General features: G+C 72.0%; 18 protein-coding genes and 1 pseudogene. 10 read left to right on the top strand and 9 right to left on the bottom strand.

The features are described 5' to 3' along the window. Positions 1-6: 6 nt before the first annotated feature. From VK501_RS27990 to VK501_RS27980, 3 genes are read right to left on the bottom strand one after another with little or no spacing between them, the layout of a single operon-like run. Positions 7-759, bottom strand: a complete 753-nt coding sequence (locus VK501_RS27990) for an FAD:protein FMN transferase (protein WP_324343346.1) — start codon at positions 757-759, stop codon at positions 7-9. Further along, the gene (locus VK501_RS27985) at positions 752-1231 is read right to left on the bottom strand and encodes an FMN-binding protein (protein ID WP_324343380.1); all 480 of its coding nucleotides are present in this window, start codon (positions 1229-1231) and stop codon (positions 752-754) included. The genes VK501_RS27990 and VK501_RS27985 overlap by 8 nt, the downstream gene beginning before the upstream one ends. 2 nt (positions 1232-1233) lie before the next feature. Beyond that, complete coding sequence (locus tag VK501_RS27980; RefSeq protein ID WP_324343345.1) at positions 1234-2598, bottom strand: ferredoxin reductase family protein; 1365 nt, start codon at positions 2596-2598, stop codon at positions 1234-1236. A 64-nt stretch (positions 2599-2662) separates the two neighbouring features. Here VK501_RS27980 and VK501_RS27975 point away from each other — a divergent pair, with 64 nt between their 5' ends. The 4 genes from VK501_RS27975 to VK501_RS27960 all read left to right on the top strand — a co-directional run bounded on the left by VK501_RS27975 (position 2663) and on the right by VK501_RS27960 (position 8897). Then, the gene (locus VK501_RS27975) at positions 2663-3319 is read left to right on the top strand and encodes a response regulator transcription factor (protein ID WP_324343344.1); all 657 of its coding nucleotides are present in this window, start codon (positions 2663-2665) and stop codon (positions 3317-3319) included. Next, positions 3316-4467: a sensor histidine kinase gene (locus VK501_RS27970; protein WP_324343343.1), complete on the top strand. Its 1152-nt coding sequence runs from the start codon at positions 3316-3318 to the stop codon at positions 4465-4467. Before VK501_RS27975 ends, VK501_RS27970 begins: the two co-directional genes overlap by 4 nt. A 137-nt stretch (positions 4468-4604) precedes the next feature. Beyond that, a complete protein-coding gene (locus VK501_RS27965; RefSeq protein WP_324343342.1) occupies positions 4605-6638 on the top strand; it encodes a hypothetical protein in 2034 nt (677 codons plus the stop codon). 87 nt (positions 6639-6725) lie between these two features. Next, complete coding sequence (locus tag VK501_RS27960; protein ID WP_324343341.1) at positions 6726-8897, top strand: esterase-like activity of phytase family protein; 2172 nt, start codon at positions 6726-6728, stop codon at positions 8895-8897. Between the two features lie 225 nt (positions 8898-9122). Here the strand turns inward: VK501_RS27960 and VK501_RS29020 are convergent. Beyond that, positions 9123-9368, bottom strand: a pseudogene (locus tag VK501_RS29020) (transaldolase family protein); the annotation flags it as partial. A 138-nt stretch (positions 9369-9506) separates the two neighbouring features. On the opposite strand from VK501_RS29020, the gene xylB reads away from it, so the two are divergent. Further along, positions 9507-11030, top strand: a complete 1524-nt coding sequence (gene xylB / locus VK501_RS27955) for a xylulokinase (protein ID WP_324343340.1) — start codon at positions 9507-9509, stop codon at positions 11028-11030. Positions 11031-11034: 4 nt separating this feature from the next. On the opposite strand, the gene VK501_RS27950 is transcribed toward xylB, so the two are convergent. After that, on the bottom strand, positions 11035-11976 hold the full coding sequence (locus VK501_RS27950; RefSeq protein ID WP_324343339.1) for a carbohydrate kinase: 942 nt from the start codon (positions 11974-11976) through the stop codon (positions 11035-11037). A gap of 91 nt (positions 11977-12067) precedes the next feature. On the opposite strand from VK501_RS27950, the gene VK501_RS27945 reads away from it, so the two are divergent. After that, the gene (locus VK501_RS27945) at positions 12068-12847 is read left to right on the top strand and encodes an aminoglycoside phosphotransferase family protein (RefSeq protein WP_324343338.1); all 780 of its coding nucleotides are present in this window, start codon (positions 12068-12070) and stop codon (positions 12845-12847) included. A 44-nt stretch (positions 12848-12891) separates the two neighbouring features. Here VK501_RS27945 and VK501_RS27940 read toward each other — a convergent pair whose 3' ends face one another. The 3 genes from VK501_RS27940 to VK501_RS27930 are packed head-to-tail and all read right to left on the bottom strand — an operon-like array spanning position 12892 to position 15843. Continuing rightward, entirely contained in the window at positions 12892-13686 is a 795-nt protein-coding gene (locus VK501_RS27940; protein ID WP_324343337.1) for an inositol monophosphatase family protein, read from the bottom strand. Next, positions 13679-14470, bottom strand: coding sequence for a DeoR/GlpR family DNA-binding transcription regulator (locus tag VK501_RS27935; protein WP_324343336.1), 792 nt, complete (start codon positions 14468-14470; stop codon positions 13679-13681). The genes VK501_RS27940 and VK501_RS27935 overlap by 8 nt, the downstream gene beginning before the upstream one ends. Next, positions 14470-15843 carry a mannitol dehydrogenase family protein gene (locus VK501_RS27930; protein WP_324343335.1) on the bottom strand — a complete coding sequence of 458 codons (1374 nt, stop codon included), beginning with the start codon at positions 15841-15843 and terminating at the stop codon, positions 14470-14472. The genes VK501_RS27935 and VK501_RS27930 overlap by 1 nt, the downstream gene beginning before the upstream one ends. Positions 15844-16081: 238 nt before the next feature. On the opposite strand from VK501_RS27930, the gene VK501_RS27925 reads away from it, so the two are divergent. The 4 genes from VK501_RS27925 (at position 16082) to VK501_RS27910 (ending at position 20423) form a co-directional block, all read left to right on the top strand. Next, the gene (locus VK501_RS27925; RefSeq protein ID WP_324343334.1) at positions 16082-17458 is read left to right on the top strand and encodes a sugar ABC transporter substrate-binding protein; all 1377 of its coding nucleotides are present in this window, start codon (positions 16082-16084) and stop codon (positions 17456-17458) included. 79 nt (positions 17459-17537) lie between these two features. After that, a complete protein-coding gene (locus VK501_RS27920) occupies positions 17538-18443 on the top strand; it encodes a sugar ABC transporter permease (protein WP_324343333.1) in 906 nt (301 codons plus the stop codon). Continuing rightward, a complete protein-coding gene (locus VK501_RS27915; protein WP_324343332.1) occupies positions 18440-19291 on the top strand; it encodes a carbohydrate ABC transporter permease in 852 nt (283 codons plus the stop codon). The genes VK501_RS27920 and VK501_RS27915 overlap by 4 nt, the downstream gene beginning before the upstream one ends. Positions 19292-19298: 7 nt before the next feature. Continuing rightward, positions 19299-20423, top strand: a complete 1125-nt coding sequence (locus VK501_RS27910; protein ID WP_324343331.1) for an ABC transporter ATP-binding protein — start codon at positions 19299-19301, stop codon at positions 20421-20423. 24 nt (positions 20424-20447) lie between these two features. On the opposite strand, the gene VK501_RS27905 is transcribed toward VK501_RS27910, so the two are convergent. Next, positions 20448-21722, bottom strand: coding sequence for a Fic family protein (locus tag VK501_RS27905; RefSeq protein WP_324343330.1), 1275 nt, complete (start codon positions 21720-21722; stop codon positions 20448-20450). Positions 21723-21772: the final 50 nt, after the last annotated feature.

Here is a 21772-nt window from a genome sequence, read left to right as displayed (position 1 = left end):
TCGTCGTCACCACGCCGGCTCACGCAGCGCGTCGAAGCCGGGTGTCACGACGACGGTGCCGTCGTCGTGGATCGCCATGCCGGCGTACCCGGTGAGTCCCGCGACCCAGGCGATGCCGTGACGGCCCATGGCGAACGCCGCGGTGGCGTACGCGTCGGCCGTGCCGAGGTCCTCGCCGACCACCGTCGTCGACAGCACGCCGGAGGGCGGCAGCCCCGTGCGCGGGTCGATCACGTGCGGGCCGCGCTCGTAGGCACCGGACGTGGCGACGGCCAGCCGGCGGGCGCCGACGACGGCGGCGACCTGGTCGGCCGCCCGGGGATGGCGGATCCCCACGCGCCAGGACTGGCCCGGAGCAGGCCCGAGACCGACGCGGACGTCGCCGCCGGCGTTGACGCAGTAGCGCCGGAGGCCGAAGCCCTCGAGCAGCTGCGCGGCGCGCTCGACCGCCCAGCCCTTGACCAGCGCCGACGGGTCGAGCGATCCGGTGGCGCGGACGTCGAACGCTCCGCCGGTCTCCGCGCGCAGTTCCTCACAGCGGTCGAGCACGTCGGCGACCTCGTCCGAGCACTCGGCGAGCGAGATCTCGCCGCGGTCCAGGCGGCAGACGTCGCTGGCGTCGCGGTAGGTGCTGAACGTCAGATCGACCTCGTCCAGCCACGCGAAGGCGGCGCGCGCGGCGGCTGCCGCTGCCGTCGCTGCGCCGTCGCGCACGTCGACGCTGACGACCGTGCCCATGACCTCCCGGACCTCAACCATGGGCACGATCGAGCGCCGACTGCAGCGACTGCGCGTACCCGTTGCTGGTGTACGTGGCGCCGGAGACGACGTCGATGCGGGCGCTCTGCGCCGCGAGCGCCTCGCTGCGCAGCAGCGGTCCGGCGGCCTGGCTGATCATCTGGGAGCGGTTGCGGTCGAAGGGCAGGGCGAGGTTGGTGATCGACACGATCCGTCCGCCGCGCATGGTCAGGCGGACCTGCACCGGTCCGTACTCGGTCATGACGGCGGTCCCCGTGATCCGCCGCGTCGCCGGCGTGGACGAGGGGCTCGGAGGACTGCTGCTCTTCGCGGCCGGTGCCGCGGGGCTCGACGTGCGGGGAGCCGGCTTGACCATCGCGAGCCGCCCCTTCTGGACGTGCGGCGTCACGCGGAAGCCGACGACGAGCGCGACGGCGACGGCCGTCACCACGACGACCGTGAGCACGCGGGGGAGCGGCAGCGGATGCACCATGGTCACCAGGCGAAGCGCTCGACGTGGATGTGGCGGCGCGGGACGCGCAGCTCGCGCAGCGTGTCTCCGGTGACCGCCGTCATGGCGGGCGGGCCGCAGACGTAGACGTCCCGGGCGCGGACGTCCGGCACCAGGCCGCGCAGGTGCGTCGGCCCCAAGAGCCCGCGGTTGTGGGGGTCGCGGTGGTCGCCGAGGACGTAGTGCACGGCGGCGTCGCGACGGGCGGCGAGGGCATCGAGCTCGCCGCGGAAGACCACGTCGGGCGCGTCGACGGCCCGGTAGATGAGCGTCAGGTCACCGGGCCCGGCCGGGAGGTCCTCGAAGAGGGCCCGCAGCGGGGTGATGCCGACGCCGCCGGCGACGAGCAGGACGCGCCGGCGCGTGCGGACGGCCTCGGTCAGGGTCCCGAACGGCCCCTCGGCGATCACCCGCGTCCCGGGGCGCAGGAGCGCCGCGCGCGCGCTGAAGTCGCCCAGGTTCTTGACCGTGACGCGCAACCGGTCAGCGGTCGGTGGCGCCGACAGCGAGAACGGATGGGACTGCCACCAGCCGTCACTGGTGAGGAACCGCCAGAGGAAGAACTGCCCGGACCGGGCGCCGAGGCGATCCAGGCGCCGTCCGGAGATGTGCAGGGAGACGACGCCGAGGCCCTCGGGGACGACGGCCTCGACGCGCATCCCGTGCCACAGCGTCCGCCCGAGCGGGACGAGCAGGCGGAAGGCCACGATCGCGCCGAGCGTGACGAGGTACAGCACCCTCCAGTAGTTCTTGGCCAGCGGATCGGCGCTGAACTCCGTGCCGTTCGAGAGCTGATGGGCGAAGGCCAGGGCCATGGCGGCGTAGGTGGTGAGGTGCACGGCGTGCCAGGCCTCGTAGGGCAGCCGGCGCCGGACGACGACCACCGAGGTCGCGACCACGACGATGAGCAGGGCCATGCCGATCGTGGCCGTGATCATGTCGTCGTAGCTCGTCAGCAGCTTGGAGATCTCGTGCAGCAGCGAGGTCCGGCCGCTGAGCGTGTACCCGGCGGTGATCAGCACCGTGTGCGCGAGCAGCAGGCTCAGGCAGAGCTTGCCGTTGCGGCGGTGCCACAGCGTGAGGGTGTCGAACCCCGCCAGGCGCTCGAGCCACGGCAGGCGGGCGACGAGCAGGATCTGCACCAGCGCGAGATACGTGCCCACCAGTCCGGTGAGTCGCCCGGCGCTGATCAGGGCGGTCCCGGGATCCGCGACGCCGTTCAGCGCCCCGCCACGGAACCACAGCCCGCCGATGACGGCGATGTTGGCCACGAACAGCAGCCAGAGGTCCCCGGCGCCGAGTCCGGTGACACGGCGGGGGACGCGTCGCTCGTAGGCCAGCTCCGACATGCGCCGAAGGTACGCATCCGCCCGTCAGGTTCCGGTCAGGCGCTCGGGGCTACAGTGCGCTGGCATGCGCGTGCTGGTGGTCGAGGACGAGGCGGATCTGGCCGACGCCGTCGCCCGCGGCCTGCGCGAATGGGGCATGGCGGTCGACGTCGCGCCCGATGGCGACGCGGCGCTGCTGAGCCTCGGCGTCCACGACTACGAGGTCGTGGTGCTCGACCGCGACCTTCCGGGCATCAGCGGCGACGAGGTCTGCCGGCGCATCGTGGCCGGCGCGCAGCGCCCGCGGATCCTGATGCTCACCGCCGCCGTGCGGGCCGACGACGTCGTCGACGGCTTCGCCCTCGGCGCCGACGACTACCTCCGCAAGCCCTTCGACTTCGGCGAGCTGGTCGCGCGCGTCACGGCCCTGGCACGCCGGCAGGGCAGGCCCGGCTCGCCGCTCCTGCAGCGCGGGGACCTCACGTTGGATCCGCTCGCGCGCGAGGCGCGCCGGGGCGGTCGGGACCTGCGCCTGACGCCCAAGGAGCTCGCTGTGCTGCGCGTGCTGCTGGAGGCGCAGGGCGCCATCGTGAGTCAGGAGGAGCTGCTCGTGCGCGCATGGGACGAGCACGCCAACCCCTTCTCCAACGCCATGCGGATGGTCGTGATGGCGCTGCGCCGCAAGGTCGGCGAGCCGCCGGTCATCGAGACCGTCCGCGGCTTCGGCTACCGGATCCCGTGAGGAGGCTGCTGCGGCCAACCCTGCGGCTGCGGCTCGCGGCGCTCTACGCCGTGGCGTTCCTCATCGGTGGCGGCCTCCTGCTGGGCTTCAGCTACTTCGTCGTCCGCGACAGCCTGCTGTCGGACGCGGCCGCCACACGCCAGGCCGTCGTCCACCGGCTCGGAACGTCTGGGGCCGACCGTGACGATCGGGCGCGCGACCAGATCATCGACCAGACCCGCCGCGAGCTGCGCGTGGCCGCGCTGGACCGCCTGCAGGACGCCTACGTCCTGGCCCTCGCGGTGGCCACATTTCTCTCGGCGACGCTGGGGTGGCTCGTGGCCGGGCGGGCGCTGCGCCCGTTGAGCGAGATCACGGCGACCGCGCGACGGGTGTCGCAGGAGAACCTGCACGAGCGGATCGCGCTCGCCGGCCCCGACGACGAGCTCAAGGAGCTGGCCGACACGTTCGACACGATGCTCGCACGCCTCGACGCCGCGTTCGAGAGCCAGCGCAGCTTCATCGCGAGCGCGTCCCACGAGCTGCGCACGCCGCTCACGATCATCCGCACCGAGGTCGACGTGGCGCTGCAGAGCCGCGACGTGACGCGGGAGAAGCTCGTGGCGATGGCCGAGGTCGTTCGCCGCGCGTCGGTGCGCAGCGAGCGTCTGATCGACGCGCTGCTGACCCTGGCCCGGAGCGATCGCGGAGACCTGCACCGGTCGCCGGTCGACCTGGCAGACCTCGCGCGCACGGCGCTCGCCGAGATCGCCGACGAGGTGCTCGCCGGCGAGCTGCGGGTGGAGGCCGACCTCGCCCCGGCGCCGACCGTCGGCGACGGCGCGCTGCTCGAGCGCCTCGTGGCCAACCTGGTGCAGAACGCGGTCCGCCACAACGTGCACGGCGGATGGGTCGCCGTCAGCACCGAGGCGCGCGACGGTCGCGCCGCCGTCGTGGTCGCCAACGGCGGGCCGGCGATCGAGCCGCCCGAGCTCGGCGACCTGACGACGCCGTTCCGTCGCCGAGGGGCGCAGCGCACCGGCAGCGTCCGCGGCTCCGGCCTCGGGCTGTCGATCGTCGACTCGGTCGCTCACGCCCACGGCGGCGAGCTGCGGCTCGCCGCCCCCGGCGAGGGCCTCGTCGCGACGGTCGAGCTGCCGGGGGCATGAGCCGTCAGCGCGCGGCGCGCTCGGCAGCTCCTGGCCGCTGAGCTGCTCGAACGGGTGCTGCACCGCGGTCTCAACCTCGTCTCAGATACGTCCGTTCTCCTAGGTGCCGGAGCCTGGGCGTGCGAGGTTCCGGTGCGATGAGACGAATCCTCGGAGTCTGCGCGGCGACCATCGCCATCCTGCCGGCCGTCGTTGTCGGGCCCGCTCAGGCAGCGCCGCCGGCCAACGACACGTTCCCGGGACCGGGGATCGCGGGCTCGACGTTCTCCGGGACGACCGATCAGGCGACGCGCCAGGTCTCCGAGCCGCTCAACGCCGCGGGCGACGTCGCCTCGGCCTGGTACACGTGGACCGCGCCGTCGACGGGCATGTTCACGATCGACCTGTGCAGTGCGCAGACGCCGACCGACACGATGCTCGGGGTCTACGTGGGCGGCTCGGTCGGGGCGCTCGCGAAGGTCGCCAGCAGCGACGACGACGCGCAGTGCGAGGGCGCCGCCACGCCGTATGCCAGCGCGGTCACCTTCCCCGCCAACGCGGGAACGCCGTATCGGGTGTCGGTGTCCGGCGCGATCGGGTCCGGCCAGACGGGTCCGTTCGCGGGGCGGATCGACCCGGGGCCGAACACCGCGGCGGCCGGCAACCCGGCGTCGGCACTCGACAGCGCGACCGGTGACTCCACGATGATCGGGATCGTCGAGGGCGCGGCCTCGGGGTCGCTCGCGTGCGCAGTGGACGGTGGCGCGCCCGTCTCCTGCGACAACGGCCTGCACATGACCGGCCTGGCCGACGGACCGCATGTCGCGCGCGTGCGCGCGACCGTCGCGGGCCAGGCCGACCCCACGCCGGCCGTCTGGCGCTTCAGCGTCGATCGCACCGCGCCCGACACGCAGCTCATCTCTGCTGACCTGAGCACGCCCGCGAGCCCGACGTTCGGCTTCGGCGCGACCGAGGCGGGCTCGACGTTCAGCTGCTCGCTGAGCGCCACGACCTTCGCGGACTGCTACTCGCCGACGGCGATCACCGGGCTCTGCGCGGGCACCGACGAGTTCCGGGTGCGCGCTCGCGACGCTGCGGGCAACGTCGATGCCACGCCGGCGGCGCAGACCTTCTCGGTGCCGTCGGGTGTCTGCACGACGCCGACGGTGTTCACCGACGTGCCGTCCTCCATCAGCGACTACGGCGCCGGCGTGTTCGCGGTCGTCAACGCCGGAGGCGGTGCCATGGCGGTCAGCTTCCAGTACGGCCCCACCGCCAGCTACGGCTTCGAGACGGCGCCGATCCTGGCCGCCGGGACCGGCAACCAACCGGAGGGTGCGTCGGTGTACGGCACGCCCGGCACCGCAGTCCACTACCGCGCGATCGCGCGCACCGGGTCCGGGCTGGTGTTCGCGGGTCAGGATCGCGTCGCGTCCCTGACGGTCCCGGCGCCCGGCGCGCCGACGATCACCGTGGGGACGCCGGTGGTGACCCAGACCACGATCGACCTGCCGTACACGGCGACGGTCGCGCCGCCCGCCGGCTCCAGGAAGACCTCCAGCGGCGCGGTGCTCATCGCGCGCATCCCGCCGTCGTCGTTCCAGGGCTACGCCGACCTCGACGTGATCGCCGCCGACGGTCAGCCGCACACCGGGACGTTCCACGTGGCGCATCTGGCGCCCGGGACGACCGTCGAGCTCATCCCGGCCGCCTCGGACGTCGCCAACAGCCGGTCGGGGCTGGTCGCGCCCATGCTGGTGACGACCGCCGCGGCCGACGCGAGTGGAGGTGGCGGTGGCGGCGTGAGCCCGGCGCCGATCGAGGCGCCGCCGGTGGTCGTGCCGGGCCCGCTCCCGCCGGCCAAGCCGCCGGTCAAGGTCTCGCCGCTCGGCAAGGTGACCGTCGCGGCGCCCCGCCGCGCGACGCTGCGCAAGGGCCGCTGGACCGCGAGCGTCGCCTGCCGGCAGGCGTGCCGCCTCACCGCCACGCTGACCTCCGGGACCGTCGTGCTCGCACGCGCATCCGGGAAGCGCACGACCAAGGGCACGCTGAAGTTGAAGTTCAAGGCCACGTCAACCGGAGCCAAGCGGCTCGCCCGCAGCGGGAAGACCAAGCTCGCGCTGACCGTGACCGCGACCGATGCTCTCGGCCTCAAGCTCGGCACCGCCAAGCGCGCGCTGACGTTCCGCTGAGCACGACGCGGGACTTCCCAGGACGGTCACCGCGCGCTCACAACTCGGATACATCGAGAGGCCGCGACGCTTGTTGGGTTGCGGGCCATGACCACACGCCATCTCCCCGCCCTGCTGGCCCTGGCGGCCGCCGCGCTTGCGGCCGCCCCGGCAGCGCACGCGGCCGCGCCCAACTCGCCGGCGGCGAGCCTCGTCGGCCGCGCGATCCTGCCCGCCGACGCCACCGCTCCCGCGCCGTTTCCCGGCGTCGTCAACACCGACCCGGCCCCCGCACCCGGCGCGACCCAGCCGGTCGGCGGCTTCTCGGCGCTGATCGACGCCGGCAAGAAGTCCACCTACTGGGCCATGCCCGACAACGGCTTCGGCAGCAAGGCCAACTCGCGGTCGTTCCTGCTGCGGCTCTACAAGGTCAACGCGGACTTCAAGACCAAGGCGGGTGGCAAGGGCGGCGGGGTCAAGATCCTCGACACGATCACCCTGCGCGACCCCAACCACAAGATCCCGTTCGCGATCGTCAACGGCGCCACCAAGGACCGGCTGCTGACCGGCGGCGACTTCGACATCGAGTCCGTCCGCCAGGTCAAGAACGGTGACTTCTGGTTCGGCGAGGAGTTCGGCCCCTTCCTGGTGCACACCGACGCGACCGGCAAGGTCCTCGACGCGCCGATCCCGACGCCCGACGTCAAGTCCCCGGACTACCCCGCCGACTACCCCGCGCCCGTCGCCGGTCCGGCGAACCTCAACAGCTCCTCGGGCTTCGAGGGCATGGCGCTCTCGCAGGACGGCAGCAAGCTCTACCCGACGCTCGAAGGCGCCGTGACGGGCGACGACCCGCAGGTGCGCCGGATGTACGAGTTCGACCTCAAGCAGAAGGCCTACACGTCGGTCCGCCGGAGCTACCGCGTGGGCACGCCCGGTGACGCCGCCACCAACGGCTACTCGGTGTCGGACCTCGTCAGCCTCGACGCCACCCACCTGCTGGCGCTCGAGCGCGACAACAACCAGGGCGTCACCGCCGCCTGGAAGCGCGCGTTCGTCGTCGACCTCGGCCAGGCCAACGCCGACGGCACGCTGGCCAAGCGCCAGACGCTCGACCTGCTGAACGTCGCCGACAAGGACGGCATCTCCGCGGGCACGCAGCGCCCCGGCGACGTCGGCCTGGGCGACCCGTTCTCGTTCCCCTACCAGACGGTCGAGGCGATCCTGCCGGTGAGCGGCGACCGCGTCGCGGTCGTCAACGACACCAACTTCGGGTCGACCGGCCGCAACCCGTCCCTGCCCGACTACTCGGACTTCATCCAGGTCCGCGTGCCCGACCTGCACGCGCCCGTCCTGTCCAACCAGACCTACGCGATCATCGGCGACACACCCTACGGCGCGGCCCAGCTGGCGAACTTCCCCAACGACATCAAGACGATCAACGCGGATCCCGACGTCGCGCGGGTGATGCACGTCGGCGACATCAAGGACGGCTCCTCGCGCTGCGACACGAGCTACTTCCAGCAGATCCGCAGCGCGTTCGACGCGTTCGCCGACCCGCTGGTCTACACGCCGGGCGACAACGAGTGGACCGACTGCCACCGCGCCAACAACGGCGGCTACCAGCCTGACGAGCGGCTGAGCACGGTGCGGTCGATCTTCTTCAACCAGCCCGGCCACACCATGGGCGCCGACAAGGCGGTCGCCCACCAGACCGCCCCGTACGTCGAGAACGTCCTGTGGAAGGACGCGAGCACGGTGTTCGGCACCGTCAACGTGCCGGGATCCAACAACGACCTGGTCCCGTGGTTCGACGCCGCCGAGACCGACGCCCAGCGTCAGGCGCAGCTGCAGGAGTACGCCGGGCGCCTGGTCGCCGACATGCGCTGGGTCGACCAGATCTTCGACGTGGCCGAGCAGAATCACGCCAAGGCCGTCGTCGTGGGGATCCAGGCCGACATGTGGGACCCCGCCGCGATCGCGGCCGACCAGGTGTCGGGCTTCAAGCCGTTCGTGGCCAAGCTCGCCGAGCGCGCGCGACGCTTCCACCTGCCGGTGCTCCTGATCAACGGCGACTCGCACCTCTATGAGACGGACTTCCCGCTGGCCGACCCGGACGCGACCAACAGCAAGATCTACGGGATCAAGTCCAAGGTGACCAACCTGCAGCGGCTGACGGTGCAGGGCTCGACCAACCAGCCGCATGAGTGGCTGAAGCTGCGGATCGACCCCAACACGCCGACCGTCTTCAGCTGGCAGAACATGCCGTTCGGGGGGTAGGGCGCGGAGGCTGGTCCCGCCGGTCTGCGAGCACGAGAGCACGGAGGCTCTCGTGGTCCTCGGAGCAGGCGGGGCAACCGCGCAGGTGGGCGGCGAGGGCGGGCATGACCCGCTCGGCGTCGCCCACCAGCACCGCGCGGTCGACGTAGGCGTCGACGCGCGCTCGACCGCCAGCAGCGGCACTCCTCGCCTCAACGCTCTCGCCACCCCATCTCCTCTCGATCGTCAACAAACCCATCCTGTTGCAACGACCGAGTGAGAGCGCCGGGGTCCGGCGACCCGGACCTGCAGGACCGCGACCGCACCGGCCGGGTCGGCATCGAGCGTCCCGCCGACGTTCCCGTGATCGGCGAACGCGCGGAGGGTGGCCCGGGGCATGGTGTTGATCACGCCTGGTGCGATGACCGACTCGACGTAGCGCACGTCGGAGTAGGCCGGGTCCTTGGTCGCGGTGCTGGCCCAGAGTGGGCGTTGCCGACGAGCGCCGACTGCGCTGAGCCGTTGCCAGCGCCCGTCGGCGAACCGCTCCCGGTACCGGCCCTTAGCGGCGCGGGTCTAAGAGGACCTTGAGCGTGTCGCTCGCGCGCGCGCCTCAGGTACGGTCGTGCCGTGGAGATCTTGATCGGACTCGACGTCGGCACGACGGGCGTCCGCGCCCTGGCCATCGACGCGGCCTCGGGATCGTTCGTGCGGCAGTCGGTGGCCGAGTACGACATCCTCACGCCGAAGCCGGGCTGGACGGAGCAGGATCCCGGCGCGTGGGGGAGGGCGAGCATGCGGGTCCTCGCCGAGATCGCCGACGGGATCGACGGGCAGGTCGTCGGACTCGGCCTCGCCGGCCAGATGCACGGCTCGGTGTTCCTGGACGCGGCGGACCGCCCGATCCGGCCGGCGCTGCTCTGGAACGACCAGCGGACCGGGCGCCAGTGCGAGGAGATCGTGGACCGCATCGGCGCCGCCGAGCTCGTGCGCGCAACCGGCAACCCGGCCCTCACCGGGTTCCAGGCGCCCAAGATCCTGTGGCTGCGCGACGAGGAGCCCGACCACTACGCGCAGGTCGCCTCGGTGCTGCTGCCCAAGGACTACGTGCGCCTCCTGCTCACCGGCGACCGGGCCACCGACGCCTCCGACGCCTCGGGCACGCTGCTGCTCGACATCGCGCGCCGCGCCTGGTCGACCGAGGTGCTCGAAGCGCTGGAAATCCCGGAGCAGTGGCTTCCGACCGTCTACGAGGGCCCGGAGGCGACCGGCGTGCTCCGCGACGACGTCGCTGCCGAGCTGGGCCTGCCGGCCGGGCTGCCGGTCGCCGCAGGCGGCGGCGACAACGCCGCGGCGGCGTTCGGCGTCGGCGTCGCCACGCAGGGCCAGCTGAGCTCGTCGATCGGGACCAGTGGCGTGCTGTTCGCGCCCACCGACGGCTTCGCGCCCGACCCGTCCGGCCGCGTGCACGCCTTCTGCCACGCGCTGCCCGGGGCGTTCCACCTGATGGCCGTGACGCTGTCGGCGGGCGGCTCGCTGCGCTGGTGGCGCTCGGTCTGCGGCGACGTCTCGTTCGACGACCTCGTCGCCGAGGCCGAGACCGCGCCGCCCGGCTCCGAGGGCCTGGTCTTCCTCCCGTACCTCACCGGTGAGCGCACGCCGCACCTCGACGCGCGCGCCCGCGGGGCGTTCGTCGGACTCACCGTCCGCCACGACCGCGCGGCGATGACGCGCGCGGTGATGGAGGGCGTCGTGCTCGCGATGCGCGACGGGTTGGAGATCATCCGCGGGCTCGGCGTCGAGGTCGAGCAGGTCCGGCTCGTGGGCGGCGGCGCGCGCTCGCGCCTCTGGCGCCAGCTCCAGGCCGACGTCTTCGGCGTCCCCGTGCACCGGACGTCGGCCGACGAGGGTCCCGCGTACGGCGCCGCGCTGCTCGGCGGCGTCGCGGCGGGGGTGTACGCGACCCCCGCCGAGGCGCTCGCCCGCGTCCAGGAGCGCGAGGACGTCGTCGACCCGGATCGCTCGGCGGTCGCACGCTACGAGGAGCTGCACGCCATCTACGGCCCGCTCTACCAGGCGATGCGCGGCGGCATGCTGTCGCTCGCCGACTTCGCCGACGCCACCGCCGACCCCGCCGCCCTGCGGCGGCGCTGACGGGTCACGCGGCCGGCACGCCGCCCGCCCGCCGCCGGGCCTCGACCTCGTCCAGGGTCGGCGGCGACGCGCCGGCGCGCTCGCAGGTCATCGACGCCACCAGCGCGCCGTAGGCCGCGGCGTCGGCGGCGGCGTCGAGGTCCATGCCGCCGGAGCGCAGCCGCGAGGCCGCGAGGAACCCGCCGGAGAACGCGTCCCCGGCGCCGATCGTGTCGACCACCCGCGCCGGCGGGACGTCCACCACGCGCTCGCCGGCGGCGGTCATGACCACCACGCCGTCGGCGCCGCGCGTCAGCAGCACGACCGCCGGGCCGCGCGCGAGAAGGCCGCGGGCCGCGTCCTCCGCCGCCTGCCCGGGGCACAGCCAGGCGAGGTCCTCGTCGGAGACCTTGACGATCGTCGTGAGGGCGAGCACGCGGTCGAGGCGATCGCGGTAGCCCTGCTCATGGGTGATCGCGGCCGGGCGCACGTTGGGGTCGAGGACGACGAGCGCCCGGGGCGCGAGCCGGGCGGTGACGGCCTCCAGCGCCTCGGCCATCGGCTCGAAGACCAGGCCGAGCGTGCCGACGTGCAGGACGTCGACGCCGTCGGGGATCGCGGCCAGCGCCGCGTCCGGCCGCAGGCTCGCCGACGCGGTGCCGTCGCCCCAGAATCCGTAGCGCGCGCCGCCCGCCGCGCCGAGGTCGGCGAGGGCGAGCGTCGACGGCAGCGCCGTCTCGACGATCGCGTCGGGCGCGACCCCGTCGTCGGCCAGGTGCTGCCGGAGCGTCCGGCCGAAGCCGTCGTCTGACACCGCGCCGAGATAGGCGACCGGCCGGCGCAGGCGCCCGAGCGTGCGCGCGGTGTTGAACGGCCCGCCGCCGGGGCGCCCACGCACCTCGCCGCCCTCGAGCCAGAGGTCGAAGAGCGCCTCGCCCGCGACCAGCGTGCGGCCCTGATCGCTCATGTTCCCTCGCCCATCGCCGGTCGATCCATGCTGAGCATCTCCACGGTCGTGTACCGTCGCATGAGCGTGACGACGACGGCGAAAGGGCACCGTGCTCCGGTCACTTGGTGACCTCGTCGCGCGCGGCACGCGCTCCGGCGTCTACGCCTACGGGCGCGACGCGGTCATCAAGGTCCCCGACCGCGACACGCCGGAGCAGTGGATCGTCGCCGAGGCGCGGTACGCCGACGCCGTCCGCGCCGCCGGCGCGCCCGCCCCACGGCTGCTCGAGGTCCAGCAGGTCCGCGGCCGCGCGGCCAGCGTCTGGGAGTGGGTGAGGGGCCCGAGGGTGTGGGAGGAGATCCTCGCCGCCCCGGCGCGCGCGGCGTCCTACGGCCGGCTGCTCGCCGACCTCGAGCTCGAGCTCTTCGCGCTCGTCCCGCCGATCGTGCTGCCCAGCCAGCGCGATCGGCTCGTCAACAAGATCCGCCGCTCCGCGCTGGCGATCGACCCGGCCCTCGGTGAGGCGCTCGACCGCCTGCCCGCGCCCAGCGGCCCGCTGCGCCTGTGCCACGGAGACCTCCATCCCGGGAACGTGATCCTGTCGCCCGCCGGCCCGGTCGTCATCGACTGGTTCGACGCCTCCCGCGGCGACCGTGCCGCCGAGGTCGCCCGCTCCAGGCTGCTCCTGCGTGGGGCGGCCGGCGGCGACCTGCCGTCGCACCTGCCGGGAGCGACGCGCCCGATGCTCGCCGCGCTGGCCGACGGCTACCTGGGGCGCATCCAGGCGCAGCTCGACTTCACCGACGACGAGCTGCGGCGCTGGGAGGCGGTCGAGATCGTCGCCCAGATGGCCGAGCACGTCCCCCAGCCGGCCATCAAGGCGGTGTGAGGAAGCGGTGCACATGCCATCCACGATCTCGTCGGCGTCAGGCCTCAGACCGGCCTGAGCTCGACCGCGGCGCGCAGATCGGCGAAGACCCCGGGCGCCGCGGCCACGATCAGGTCGTCGTTCTCGGGACAGGGCAGCTCGGTCACCGCGCCCGCCTCGGCGGCGATGTGCGCGCCCGCCGAGTAGTCCCAGATCTTGATGTCGCGCTCGTAATAGCCGTCGGCCCGCGCGCAGGCGACCCAGCACAGCTCGAGCGCCGACGAGCCGAAGCAGCGGACGTCGCGGGCCAGCGGCAGCAGGCGCTGGGCGACCTCGCCCTGCCGCGCGCGAAGGCCGGCGCGGTAGGAGAAGCCAGTGACGGCCAGCGCGTCGGCGAGGCGGTCGCACGAGGAGACGGTGATCGCAGCGCCGTTGCAGCGTGCGCCACCGTCGCGGTGCGCCGAGAACAGCTCGTCGCGCAGCACGTCGATCACGGCGCCGGCGACCACCTCGCCGTCGACCGCGGCGGCGACGCTGACGGCGAACAGCGGCACGCCGTAGAGGAAGTTGACCGTTCCGTCCAGCGGATCGACGACCCACTGCAGGCGGGCGTGCGGAGCCGTCCCGCCACCCTCCTCGGCCAGCAGCCCGGCGTTGGGCGTCGCGTCCATCAGCTGCTCGCCGACGAGCCGCTCGGCGTCCAGGTCGGTCTGGGTGACGACGTCGGTCGGCGACGACTTCCGGGCCACCGCGCGCGCCTTGCCGTAGCCCTCGGCGACGACGGCCGCGCCGGCCTGAGCGGCGGCGGAGGCGATGCGCTCGAGCGTGGGCGCGCTCGGGAGACCGTCCGGATCAGACACGCCGCACGTCGATGCCGTGCCCGGTCAGGATCTCGACCGAGTCGTCGTCGGCGCGCGTGTCGGTCACCAGCACGTCGATCTCGTCCAGCGCGGCGTAGCTGTACATCTGCCCGTTGCCGAACTTGGTCTGGTCGACGATCGCCACGACCCGCCGAGCGCGCTCGAGCATCGCGCGCTTCGTCGCCTGCTCCTCGCGGTAGGGCGTCGTCAGCCCGCGCCGGAAGGACAGGCCGTCGCAGCTGATGAACAGCACGTCGACGGCCATCGTCTCCAGCGTCGCCCTCGCGGTCACGTCGACCATGGCGTACGTGTTGGTCCGCACCGCGCCGCCCAGGACGGTCAGGTCCTTCTGGCCGCGCCGGGCCAGCGTGAGCGCGCTGACCAGCGAGTTGGTGACGACGTGGACGTCGCGGTCGACCGGCAGGACCTCGGCGAGGCGCTGGCCGGTGGAGCCCGAGTCGATGATGATCGAGCCGCGCTGCGGCACCTCGGCCACGGCCGCCGTGGCGATGCGGAGCTTCTCCTCGGCGCTGACCATGTCACGCGCCTCGACCATGGGCTCGTGGGTGGCGTGCTCGATCGGGACGGCGCCGCCGTGGACGCGGCGCACCATCCGCCGCTCCTGCATGTCGGACAGATCGCGCCGGATGGTCTCGGTCGTGACCGCGAAGCGGCGGGCGAGGTCGGACACCTCGACCGACCCGTCGCGCAGGGCCAACATGTAGATCTCGCGCTGGCGGTCGTGCTGCAGGCGCGGTGAGATCGAGCTCGGGTCGGTGGCCATCACGCCTTTCCCGCGCCGAGCCGGCCGCCGGCGGCGGCGATCGCCGCGAGGGGTCCGTGCTGCGCGACGCGCTCGTAGGCGGTGGAGAACGCAGCGCGGAAGCGGGGCGCGTCGCGCAGCTCGGGGCCGAAGACCTCGGCGTAGTCCAGGAACGCCACGGGGTCGGCGAGCGCCGCGGCGCCGTAGCGGCGCGCGAGGTCGCCGCTGGCGTCGAAGGACTGCTCGGAGGCCTCGACGACCCCGAGGTACCGCGCCCACCCGGCGAGCGCCGTGGCGCCGCGGTCGATCGGCCCGCCGCGCTCCAGCTGGGCGGCGATCGTCGGGAGCAGGAAGGTGGGGAACTTGGCGCTGCCGTCGATGCAGAGCCGAGCGATCTGGTCCCGCACGCCGGTGTTCTGGAAGCGCTCGAGCACGGAGGCGACGTACTCCTCGCGGGGATGGCCGGGGATCTCGGCGAGCGTGGGCACCGCCTCGCGCAGCAGGAGGTCCTCGACGAACGTGCGCACCGGCGGCGTCGCCATCGCCTCGTCCACGTAGACGATCCCCTCGAGCGCGCACAGGTAGGCCATGCTCGAGTGCCCCGCGTTGAGCATCCGCAGCTTGTAGAGCTCCCAGTCGTGGACGCGGTCGGTGAACAGCGCGCCGTCGTCCTCCCAGCTGGGCCGCCCGGCGGCGAACGCATCCTCGACGACCCACTGCCGGAAAGCCTCGGCGACGACCGGCCAGCCGTCGTCGATGCCGCGGATGTCGCGCAGCCACGCCCGGTCGGCGTCGGAGGTCATGGGCGTGATGCGGTCGACCATCGAGTTGGGGAACGTGCAGTGCTCCTGGATCCAGGGGCTCAGGCCACCGCCGACGCGCTCCGCGGCCGCGAGCGCGGCCCGGCGCGCGACCGCGCCGTTGCCCGGCAGATTGTCGCAGCTCAGGATCGTCAAGGGGCCTGCCTCGCGGGCGCGCCGGACGGCGAGCGCCGCCGCGATGCGGTCGAAGGCCGTCGGCCGGCCGTCGACGGGCTCCCCGTAGCCGGCCTCGGTGATCGTCAGCGAGAGGATCGCCGTACTGGGCGCGGCGACGAGCTCGGTCACGGGGTCGTCGCGGCCCGGAGGCGCGTGCACGTACCCGATGATCGATCCGATGACCTCCACGGCCGGCTCGCCGGGGCCGCGTTCGACCAAGGTGTACAGGTTGTCCTGGCGCTCGAGGACGTCCCGCATGCTGGCGTCCTGCGGCGTCAGGCCGAGGCCGACGATGCCCCAGTCGCCGCCGGCGGCGGCGACGCGATGGGTGTACAGCGCGAGGTGGGCGCGGTGGAAACCACCTACTCCCACATGCACGATGCCCGGTCGCAAGCGGGTCCGATCGTAGTCGGGCACGGGCGTGCCATCGTGGGCGATGGCGCCGAGATGCGCTTGGTTGACGCTGATGGGAGCTCGAGTAGTGGCCACGGCATCGGCGAGCATAACGCCCGACCGCACATCAAGCCAACCCCAATGTCTGTGCCTACGGGGACGAATGATCCGTTTGGGCTTGACATCCAACATGAACGCAGGGCATAGTCCGCCATAGCGGAGAGAGACCCTCTCTCCGCTGCCCACAGGAGGGAGTGCAACCATGAGACGTACCTCGACCCGCACCTGGTCACGTGCCGGGTGCACGTTGGCGGTGCTGGCGACGTTCGGCGCGATCGGGGCCGGTTGCGGCAGCTCGGACAGCGGCGGCGGCTCGTCGAGCAAGTCGAAGACGATCAACGTCGCGATCGTCGACAACCCGCAGATGAAGGACATCGCCAAGCTCACGCCGTCGCTCTTCACGGCCAAGAGCGGCATCAAGGTCAACTACACCGTGCTCGACGAGGGCACGCTGCGCGAGGTCACGACCCGCGACGTCGCGGCGGGCGGCAAGCAGTTCGACGTGACGATGATCGGCATGTACGAGGCGCCGCAGTTCGGCAAGAACGGGCAGCTCACCGACCTCACCCCCCAGGCGACGGCTGACAAGGCCTACGACATGGCCGACCTCATCCCCTCGGTCAAGAACGGGTTGTCGGCCGACGGCAAGCTGTACGCCTCGCCGTTCTACGCCGAGTCGTCCTTCCTGATGTACCGCAAGGACCTGCTCAAGAACGCGGGCATCACGATGCCCGAGCATCCGACGTGGGCGCAGGTGGCCGACGCCGCGCACAAGCTCAACAAGCCCAACATGGCCGGGATCTGCCTCCGCGGCAAGCCGGGCTGGGGCGATCTCGGCGCGGCACTGACGACCGTCCTCAACACCATGGGCGCGACCTGGTGGTCCGCCAAGCCCGACGGCTCGGTCGACCAGGCGCAGGTCAACAGCCCGGCGTTCAAGCAGGCGCTGAGCTTCTACGTCGATCTGGTCAAGAGCGCCGGTGAGAAGGACGCCGCCAACTCGAGCTTCAACGAGTGCCTGTCGCAGTACAAGGACGGCAAGGTCGCGATGTGGTACGACGCCACCGTGGCGGCCGGACTGCTCGAAGCCAGCGACAGCCCCGTGAAGGGCAAGAACGGCTACGCCTTCGCGCCGACCGACAAGACGGACTCGTCGGGCTGGCTGTGGAGCTGGGCGCTGGCGATCCCCAAGACCACCAGCAAGTCCGACCTCGCCTGGAAGTACGTCTCCTGGGCGACCGGCCCGCAGTACATCAAGGAGGCCGGGTCCAAGATCGACGGCGGCTGGGCGGCGATCCCGCCAGGCACGCGCAAGTCGACCTACGCGATTCCGGAGTACAAGAAGGCGGCCTCGGCGTTCGCCCCGACGACGCTGGACGCGATGGCGGCCGCGCCGATCGACAACCCGGGGACGACCAAGCGTCCCGGCCTGCCCGGGGTGCAGTACGTCGGCATCCCCGAGTTCCAGGACGTCGGCAACCAGTGCACCCAGCAGTTCTCGAGCGTGATCGCCGGGAGGACGAACATCGACTCGGCGCTGAAGAACTGCCAGGACATCGCCTCGCAGGTCGGGCAGTAGCCGGCCGCGAACCGCAAGAGACCATCCACCGACGACCGACGACCTCCTCGTGGCCCAAGAAACCGCAGACGCCCTTCGCGTGACGCCCGGACCGGTGAAGACCGGCCGGTCGGTGAGCGCGTCGTGGCGTCTGCGGCTGCCGTTGATGCCCGCCCTCGTGTTCGTGGTCCTGCTCACGCAGGTCCCGTTCGTGATGAGCATCTACTACAGCCTCACGGACTGGAAGGTCGTCCCGCCGGGGCCGCGCGAGTTCATCGGCCTCGACAACTACCAGAAGCTCCTCCACGACCACTTCTTCGGCAACGCCGCCTGGGTCAGCGTCGAGATGACGGTGGCCTCGGTGCTCGGCTCGCTGGTCCTCGGCACGGCCTTCGCGCTGCTGCTGGACCGTAAGTTCTTCGGCCGCAGCGTCATCCGGACGCTGCTCATCACGCCGTTTCTGATGATGCCGGTGGTGGTCGGGCTCGTCTGGAAGAACCAGATGTTCAGCGGCCTGTACGGCGTCGTGAACTGGGTCATCGAGAAGCTCGGCGGCACGCCCGTGGAGTTCGTGTCGCGCTACCCGCTGCTTTCCATCATCATCGTGCTGATCTGGCAGTGGACGCCGTTCATGATGTTGATCATGCTGGCGGGCCTGCAGAGCCAGCCGTCCGACGTGCTGGAGGCGGCCAAGGTCGACGGCGCGACGCCGGTCGGCATCTTCCGCCAGCTGACGCTGTCGCACCTGCGGCCCTACATGGAGCTCGGCATCCTGCTGGGGACCATCTACCTGATCCAGGTCTTCGACCAGGTGGCGGTCATGACCGGTGGCGGGCCCGGATCGACCAACCTGCCCTACTTCGTCTTCGAGCGCTCGATCGGCGGCGGGTGGGCGTTCGGGCGGGCCTCGTCCTACAGCATCGTCGTGGTCGTCGCGTCGATCATCATCGCAACCGTCGCGCTGCGGGTCTTGTCCCAGCTGCTGCGCGGGGAGGAGTCGGCATGAACGACGAGCGCGCCGTGGTCGGCGAGCGCCGCTGGGTCAACGCGGTCTTCGGGCTGATGGCCTGGGTGCTCGGGCTGATCTTCTTCTTCCCCGTGTTCTGGATGGTGTTGAACTCGTTCAAGACCGAGGCCGACGCCAACACGAGCCCGAAGCTCTTCTTCGACCCGACGCTCGACCGCTACCGCGACGTCACCGAGAGCGCCGGAGGCGTGCTGTCCTTCAGCCAGGCGTTCACGAACTCGGCGGTCATCGTCCTCGTCTCGACGCTGATCGTCCTGGCGCTGGCGATCCCGGCGGCCTACGCGCTGGCGATCCGGCCGGTGCACAAGTGGCGCGACGTCCTGTTCTTCTTCATCTCGACGAAGTTCCTGCCGGTCGTCGCGTCGATCCTGCCGCTGTGGATCCTCGCCCGGAACTTCGGGTTGCTGAACACCCGCACGGTGCTCGTGATCCTCTACACCGGGATGAACCTGCCGCTGGCGGTGTGGATGCTGCGGTCGTTCTTCCAGGAGATCCCGCGCGAGCTCATCGAGGCCGCGGAGATCGACGGCGCCAACCTGCGCGGGCAGCTGACGTCGATCATCCTGCCGATGGCCGCCCCGGGCATCGCGGCGACGGCGCTGCTGTGCGTCGTCTTCGCCTGGAACGAGTTCTTCTACGCCGTCCAGCTCAACCCCGTCTCGGGCTCGACCGTGCCGATCTGGGTCACCAGCAACGTCAGCACGCGAGGCGACTTCCTGGCCAAGCTGTCGGCCGCCTCGGTGCTGGCGTGCCTGCCGGTCGTGATCGCCGGCTGGCTGGCCCAGAAGCGCATGATCCGTGGACTGGCGATGGGCGCCATCAAGTGAGGACACCATGACGACCGTGACGTACGACGCAGCGACGCGCATCTACCCGGGCACCGACACGCCCGCCGTGGACCGCCTCGACCTCGAGATCGGCGACGGCGAGCTGCTCGTGCTCGTCGGCCCGTCGGGATCGGGCAAGTCGACGGCGCTGCGGATGCTCGCCGGCCTGGAGCCGCTCGACGCCGGCGCGATCCGGATCGGCGAGCGCGACGTCAGCGACGTCCGCCCGCGCGATCGCGACATCGCCATGGTCTTCCAGAACTACGCGCTCTACCCGCAGCTCTCCGTCGCCGACAACATGGGCTTCGCGCTCAAGCAGCAGGGCGTCCCGAAGGCGGAGCGCGCCGAGCGCGTGCGCGAGACGGCCCGGATCCTGGATCTGACGCCGTACCTGGACCGCAAGCCCAAGCACCTCTCGGGCGGCCAGCGCCAGCGCGTCGCCATGGGCCGCGCGATCGTGCGCCGCCCCGCCGTGTACCTGATGGACGAGCCGCTCTCCAACCTCGACGCCAAGCTGCGCGTGCAGACGCGCACCGAGGTCGTCGAGATGCAGGACCGGCTCGGCGTGACGACGGTGTACGTCACCCACGACCAGGTCGAGGCCATGACGATGGGTGATCGCGTGGCGGTCCTCAAGGACGGCGTCCTGCAGCAGTGCGCGGCCCCGAGCGAGCTCTACCACCGGCCGGTCAACCTCTTCGTCGCGGGCTTCATCGGCTCGCCGGCGATGAACCAGATCCTCGTCGACAACCGGCGCCCGCTGCAGGTCGCCGACTGCGAGGTCGAGCTCGACGGGCCGGCCGACGTCAGGCTCGACGGTGGGGAGGGAACGCTGACGCTCGGACTGCGCCCCGAGGCGCTGCGCGTCGGAGACGGTCCGCTGCGCGCGCGCATCCGGACCGTGGAGGACCTCGGATCCGAGGTGTTCGTGCACGTCGCGCTCGAGCACCGCGGCGCGAACCTCGCCCTGGTCTCCAAGATGCCGGCGCCGTTCACCGGCCGCGCCGGCGACGACGTCGGCCTGCAGATCGTCGGCACGACCTACCTCTTCGCCGACGACGGCTCCGCCCTGGGCTCCGGCACCGGCCGCCTCCAAGCCGGCGAGCCCTCGAGCGCCGGGCGCTCGCAGTGAGGGGCCGCGGGCGACGCCGTGGTTTCACGCGGGCCGGTGCGGGACCCGCCGCTCGGGCGGCGAATGCCGCGTGCTCCCATTGGGGCTTGCGAGCTGGCGCTCGAGCTCGGTGAACGCATTGATGAGGTCCATGGCCTCGAAGGCCCGGTTGCGCTTGCCGACGGTGGTCTGCTTGAGCACGCCGGCCTTGACCAGGCCGGGCATCGCTTCGTTGACGGCTTGGACGCTGCGGCCGATGAGCGCAGCCGCACTTCGCACCGTGATGACCGGCGCGCCGGGCAGCTCGTTGAGGAGGCGATCGGTGGCCGAGTTCGCGCGCACGCGCCCGAGCGCCTCGCGCCAGTCCTTCTGTACCTCGGCGACACGGCGTTCGTAGGCCTCGGCGTCGTCGACGGCCCGTGTCGTCGCCGCAGCGAACAGCGCGATCCAACCGTCGATCCCGTCGCGCGCTTCCTCCCCGGTCGGCGCGCCGCGGTAGCGGGTCGCGGTCAGGCCGTTGATGTAGTCCTGTGACCACGTTGCGAGCGTCAACGAGACTGGTGGGACGACGAAGGGCGCGAGCCCGCGTCGGCGCAGGATCACGTGGATCAGCGCACGGCCGGTGCGCCCGTTGCCGTCGATGAACGGGTGGATCGTCTCGAACTGCGCGTGGGCCAGGGCGGCCTGAGCCACGGGCGGCAGCGCTTCGTCGTTGCAGAACGCGCAGAGGTCCTCCAGTAGCTCGGACACGCGCTCGTGCGGTGGGGGCACAAAAGCGGCTGAGCACGGGTCGTAGGAGCTGCCGCCAATCCAATTCTGCTCGTCCCGCAGTTGGCCGCCGTATTGCTCGATGCGCGTTCCGGCCAGTAGCCGTTGGTGGATGCCGCAGAGGTCTTCCACCGTGATCGCGGCCGCGGTGGTCAGCGACTCGACAGCCCATCGCATGGCCTCGATGTTGTTGAGAACCTCGGTCGCGGTGATGTCGGACGGGTCATCGCCCAGCCCTCGTGCGAGCTGCGCCTTGAGCAGTCGCCGTCCGCCGACCTCGAGGCCTTCGATCTTCGACGACGCGACGGCTTCGGCCCGGAGCAGCAGCCGTGCGACGCCTTCCGAGTCCGCCAGGCCGGTCGCTTGCCGGTTGAGACGCTCGATCGCACGCTCGGCGTCGGCAACGTCGGCGGCCGTCTCGCCGCTGAGCGAGAAGGATCGTCCGACGAGACGGTCGGGGACGTAGGCTTCGTAGATGCAGCCTTGGCGGGCTCGACGAGGTAGCCCGGACGACAGATTCGGCAGCCATGCAAGCTTGACGAGCTCCGGCACATGTTCAAGTCTAACATACAACCTTGATTATGGCGGAGCCGCGATCAAGG

It is taken from the genome of Baekduia sp., from assembly GCF_035318805.1.
Taxonomy (GTDB): domain Bacteria; phylum Actinomycetota; class Thermoleophilia; order Solirubrobacterales; family Solirubrobacteraceae; genus Baekduia.
The sequence above is the reverse complement of the archived record's forward strand: the minus strand, read 5'-3'. Positions and strand labels throughout refer to the sequence as shown.

Bases quoted from the DNA above. Each gene is read 5' to 3' on its own strand.
- VK501_RS27915 (WP_324343332.1), top strand. From the start codon at position 18,440: ATGAACGACGAGCGCGCCGTGGTCGGCGAGCGCCGCTGGGTCAACGCG.
- VK501_RS27910 (WP_324343331.1), top strand. From the start codon at position 19,299: ATGACGACCGTGACGTACGACGCAGCGACGCGCATCTACCCGGGCACC.
- VK501_RS27985 (WP_324343380.1), bottom strand. From the start codon at position 1,231: ATGGTGCATCCGCTGCCGCTCCCCCGCGTGCTCACGGTCGTCGTGGTG.
- VK501_RS27950 (WP_324343339.1), bottom strand. From the start codon at position 11,976: ATGAGCGATCAGGGCCGCACGCTGGTCGCGGGCGAGGCGCTCTTCGAC.
- VK501_RS27990 (WP_324343346.1), bottom strand. From the start codon at position 759: ATGGTTGAGGTCCGGGAGGTCATGGGCACGGTCGTCAGCGTCGACGTG.
- VK501_RS27965 (WP_324343342.1), top strand. From the start codon at position 4,605: ATGAGACGAATCCTCGGAGTCTGCGCGGCGACCATCGCCATCCTGCCG.
- VK501_RS27980 (WP_324343345.1), bottom strand. From the start codon at position 2,598: ATGTCGGAGCTGGCCTACGAGCGACGCGTCCCCCGCCGTGTCACCGGA.
- VK501_RS27925 (WP_324343334.1), top strand. From the start codon at position 16,082: ATGAGACGTACCTCGACCCGCACCTGGTCACGTGCCGGGTGCACGTTG.
- VK501_RS27960 (WP_324343341.1), top strand. From the start codon at position 6,726: ATGACCACACGCCATCTCCCCGCCCTGCTGGCCCTGGCGGCCGCCGCG.
- VK501_RS27935 (WP_324343336.1), bottom strand. From the start codon at position 14,470: ATGGCCACCGACCCGAGCTCGATCTCACCGCGCCTGCAGCACGACCGC.
- VK501_RS27975 (WP_324343344.1), top strand. From the start codon at position 2,663: ATGCGCGTGCTGGTGGTCGAGGACGAGGCGGATCTGGCCGACGCCGTC.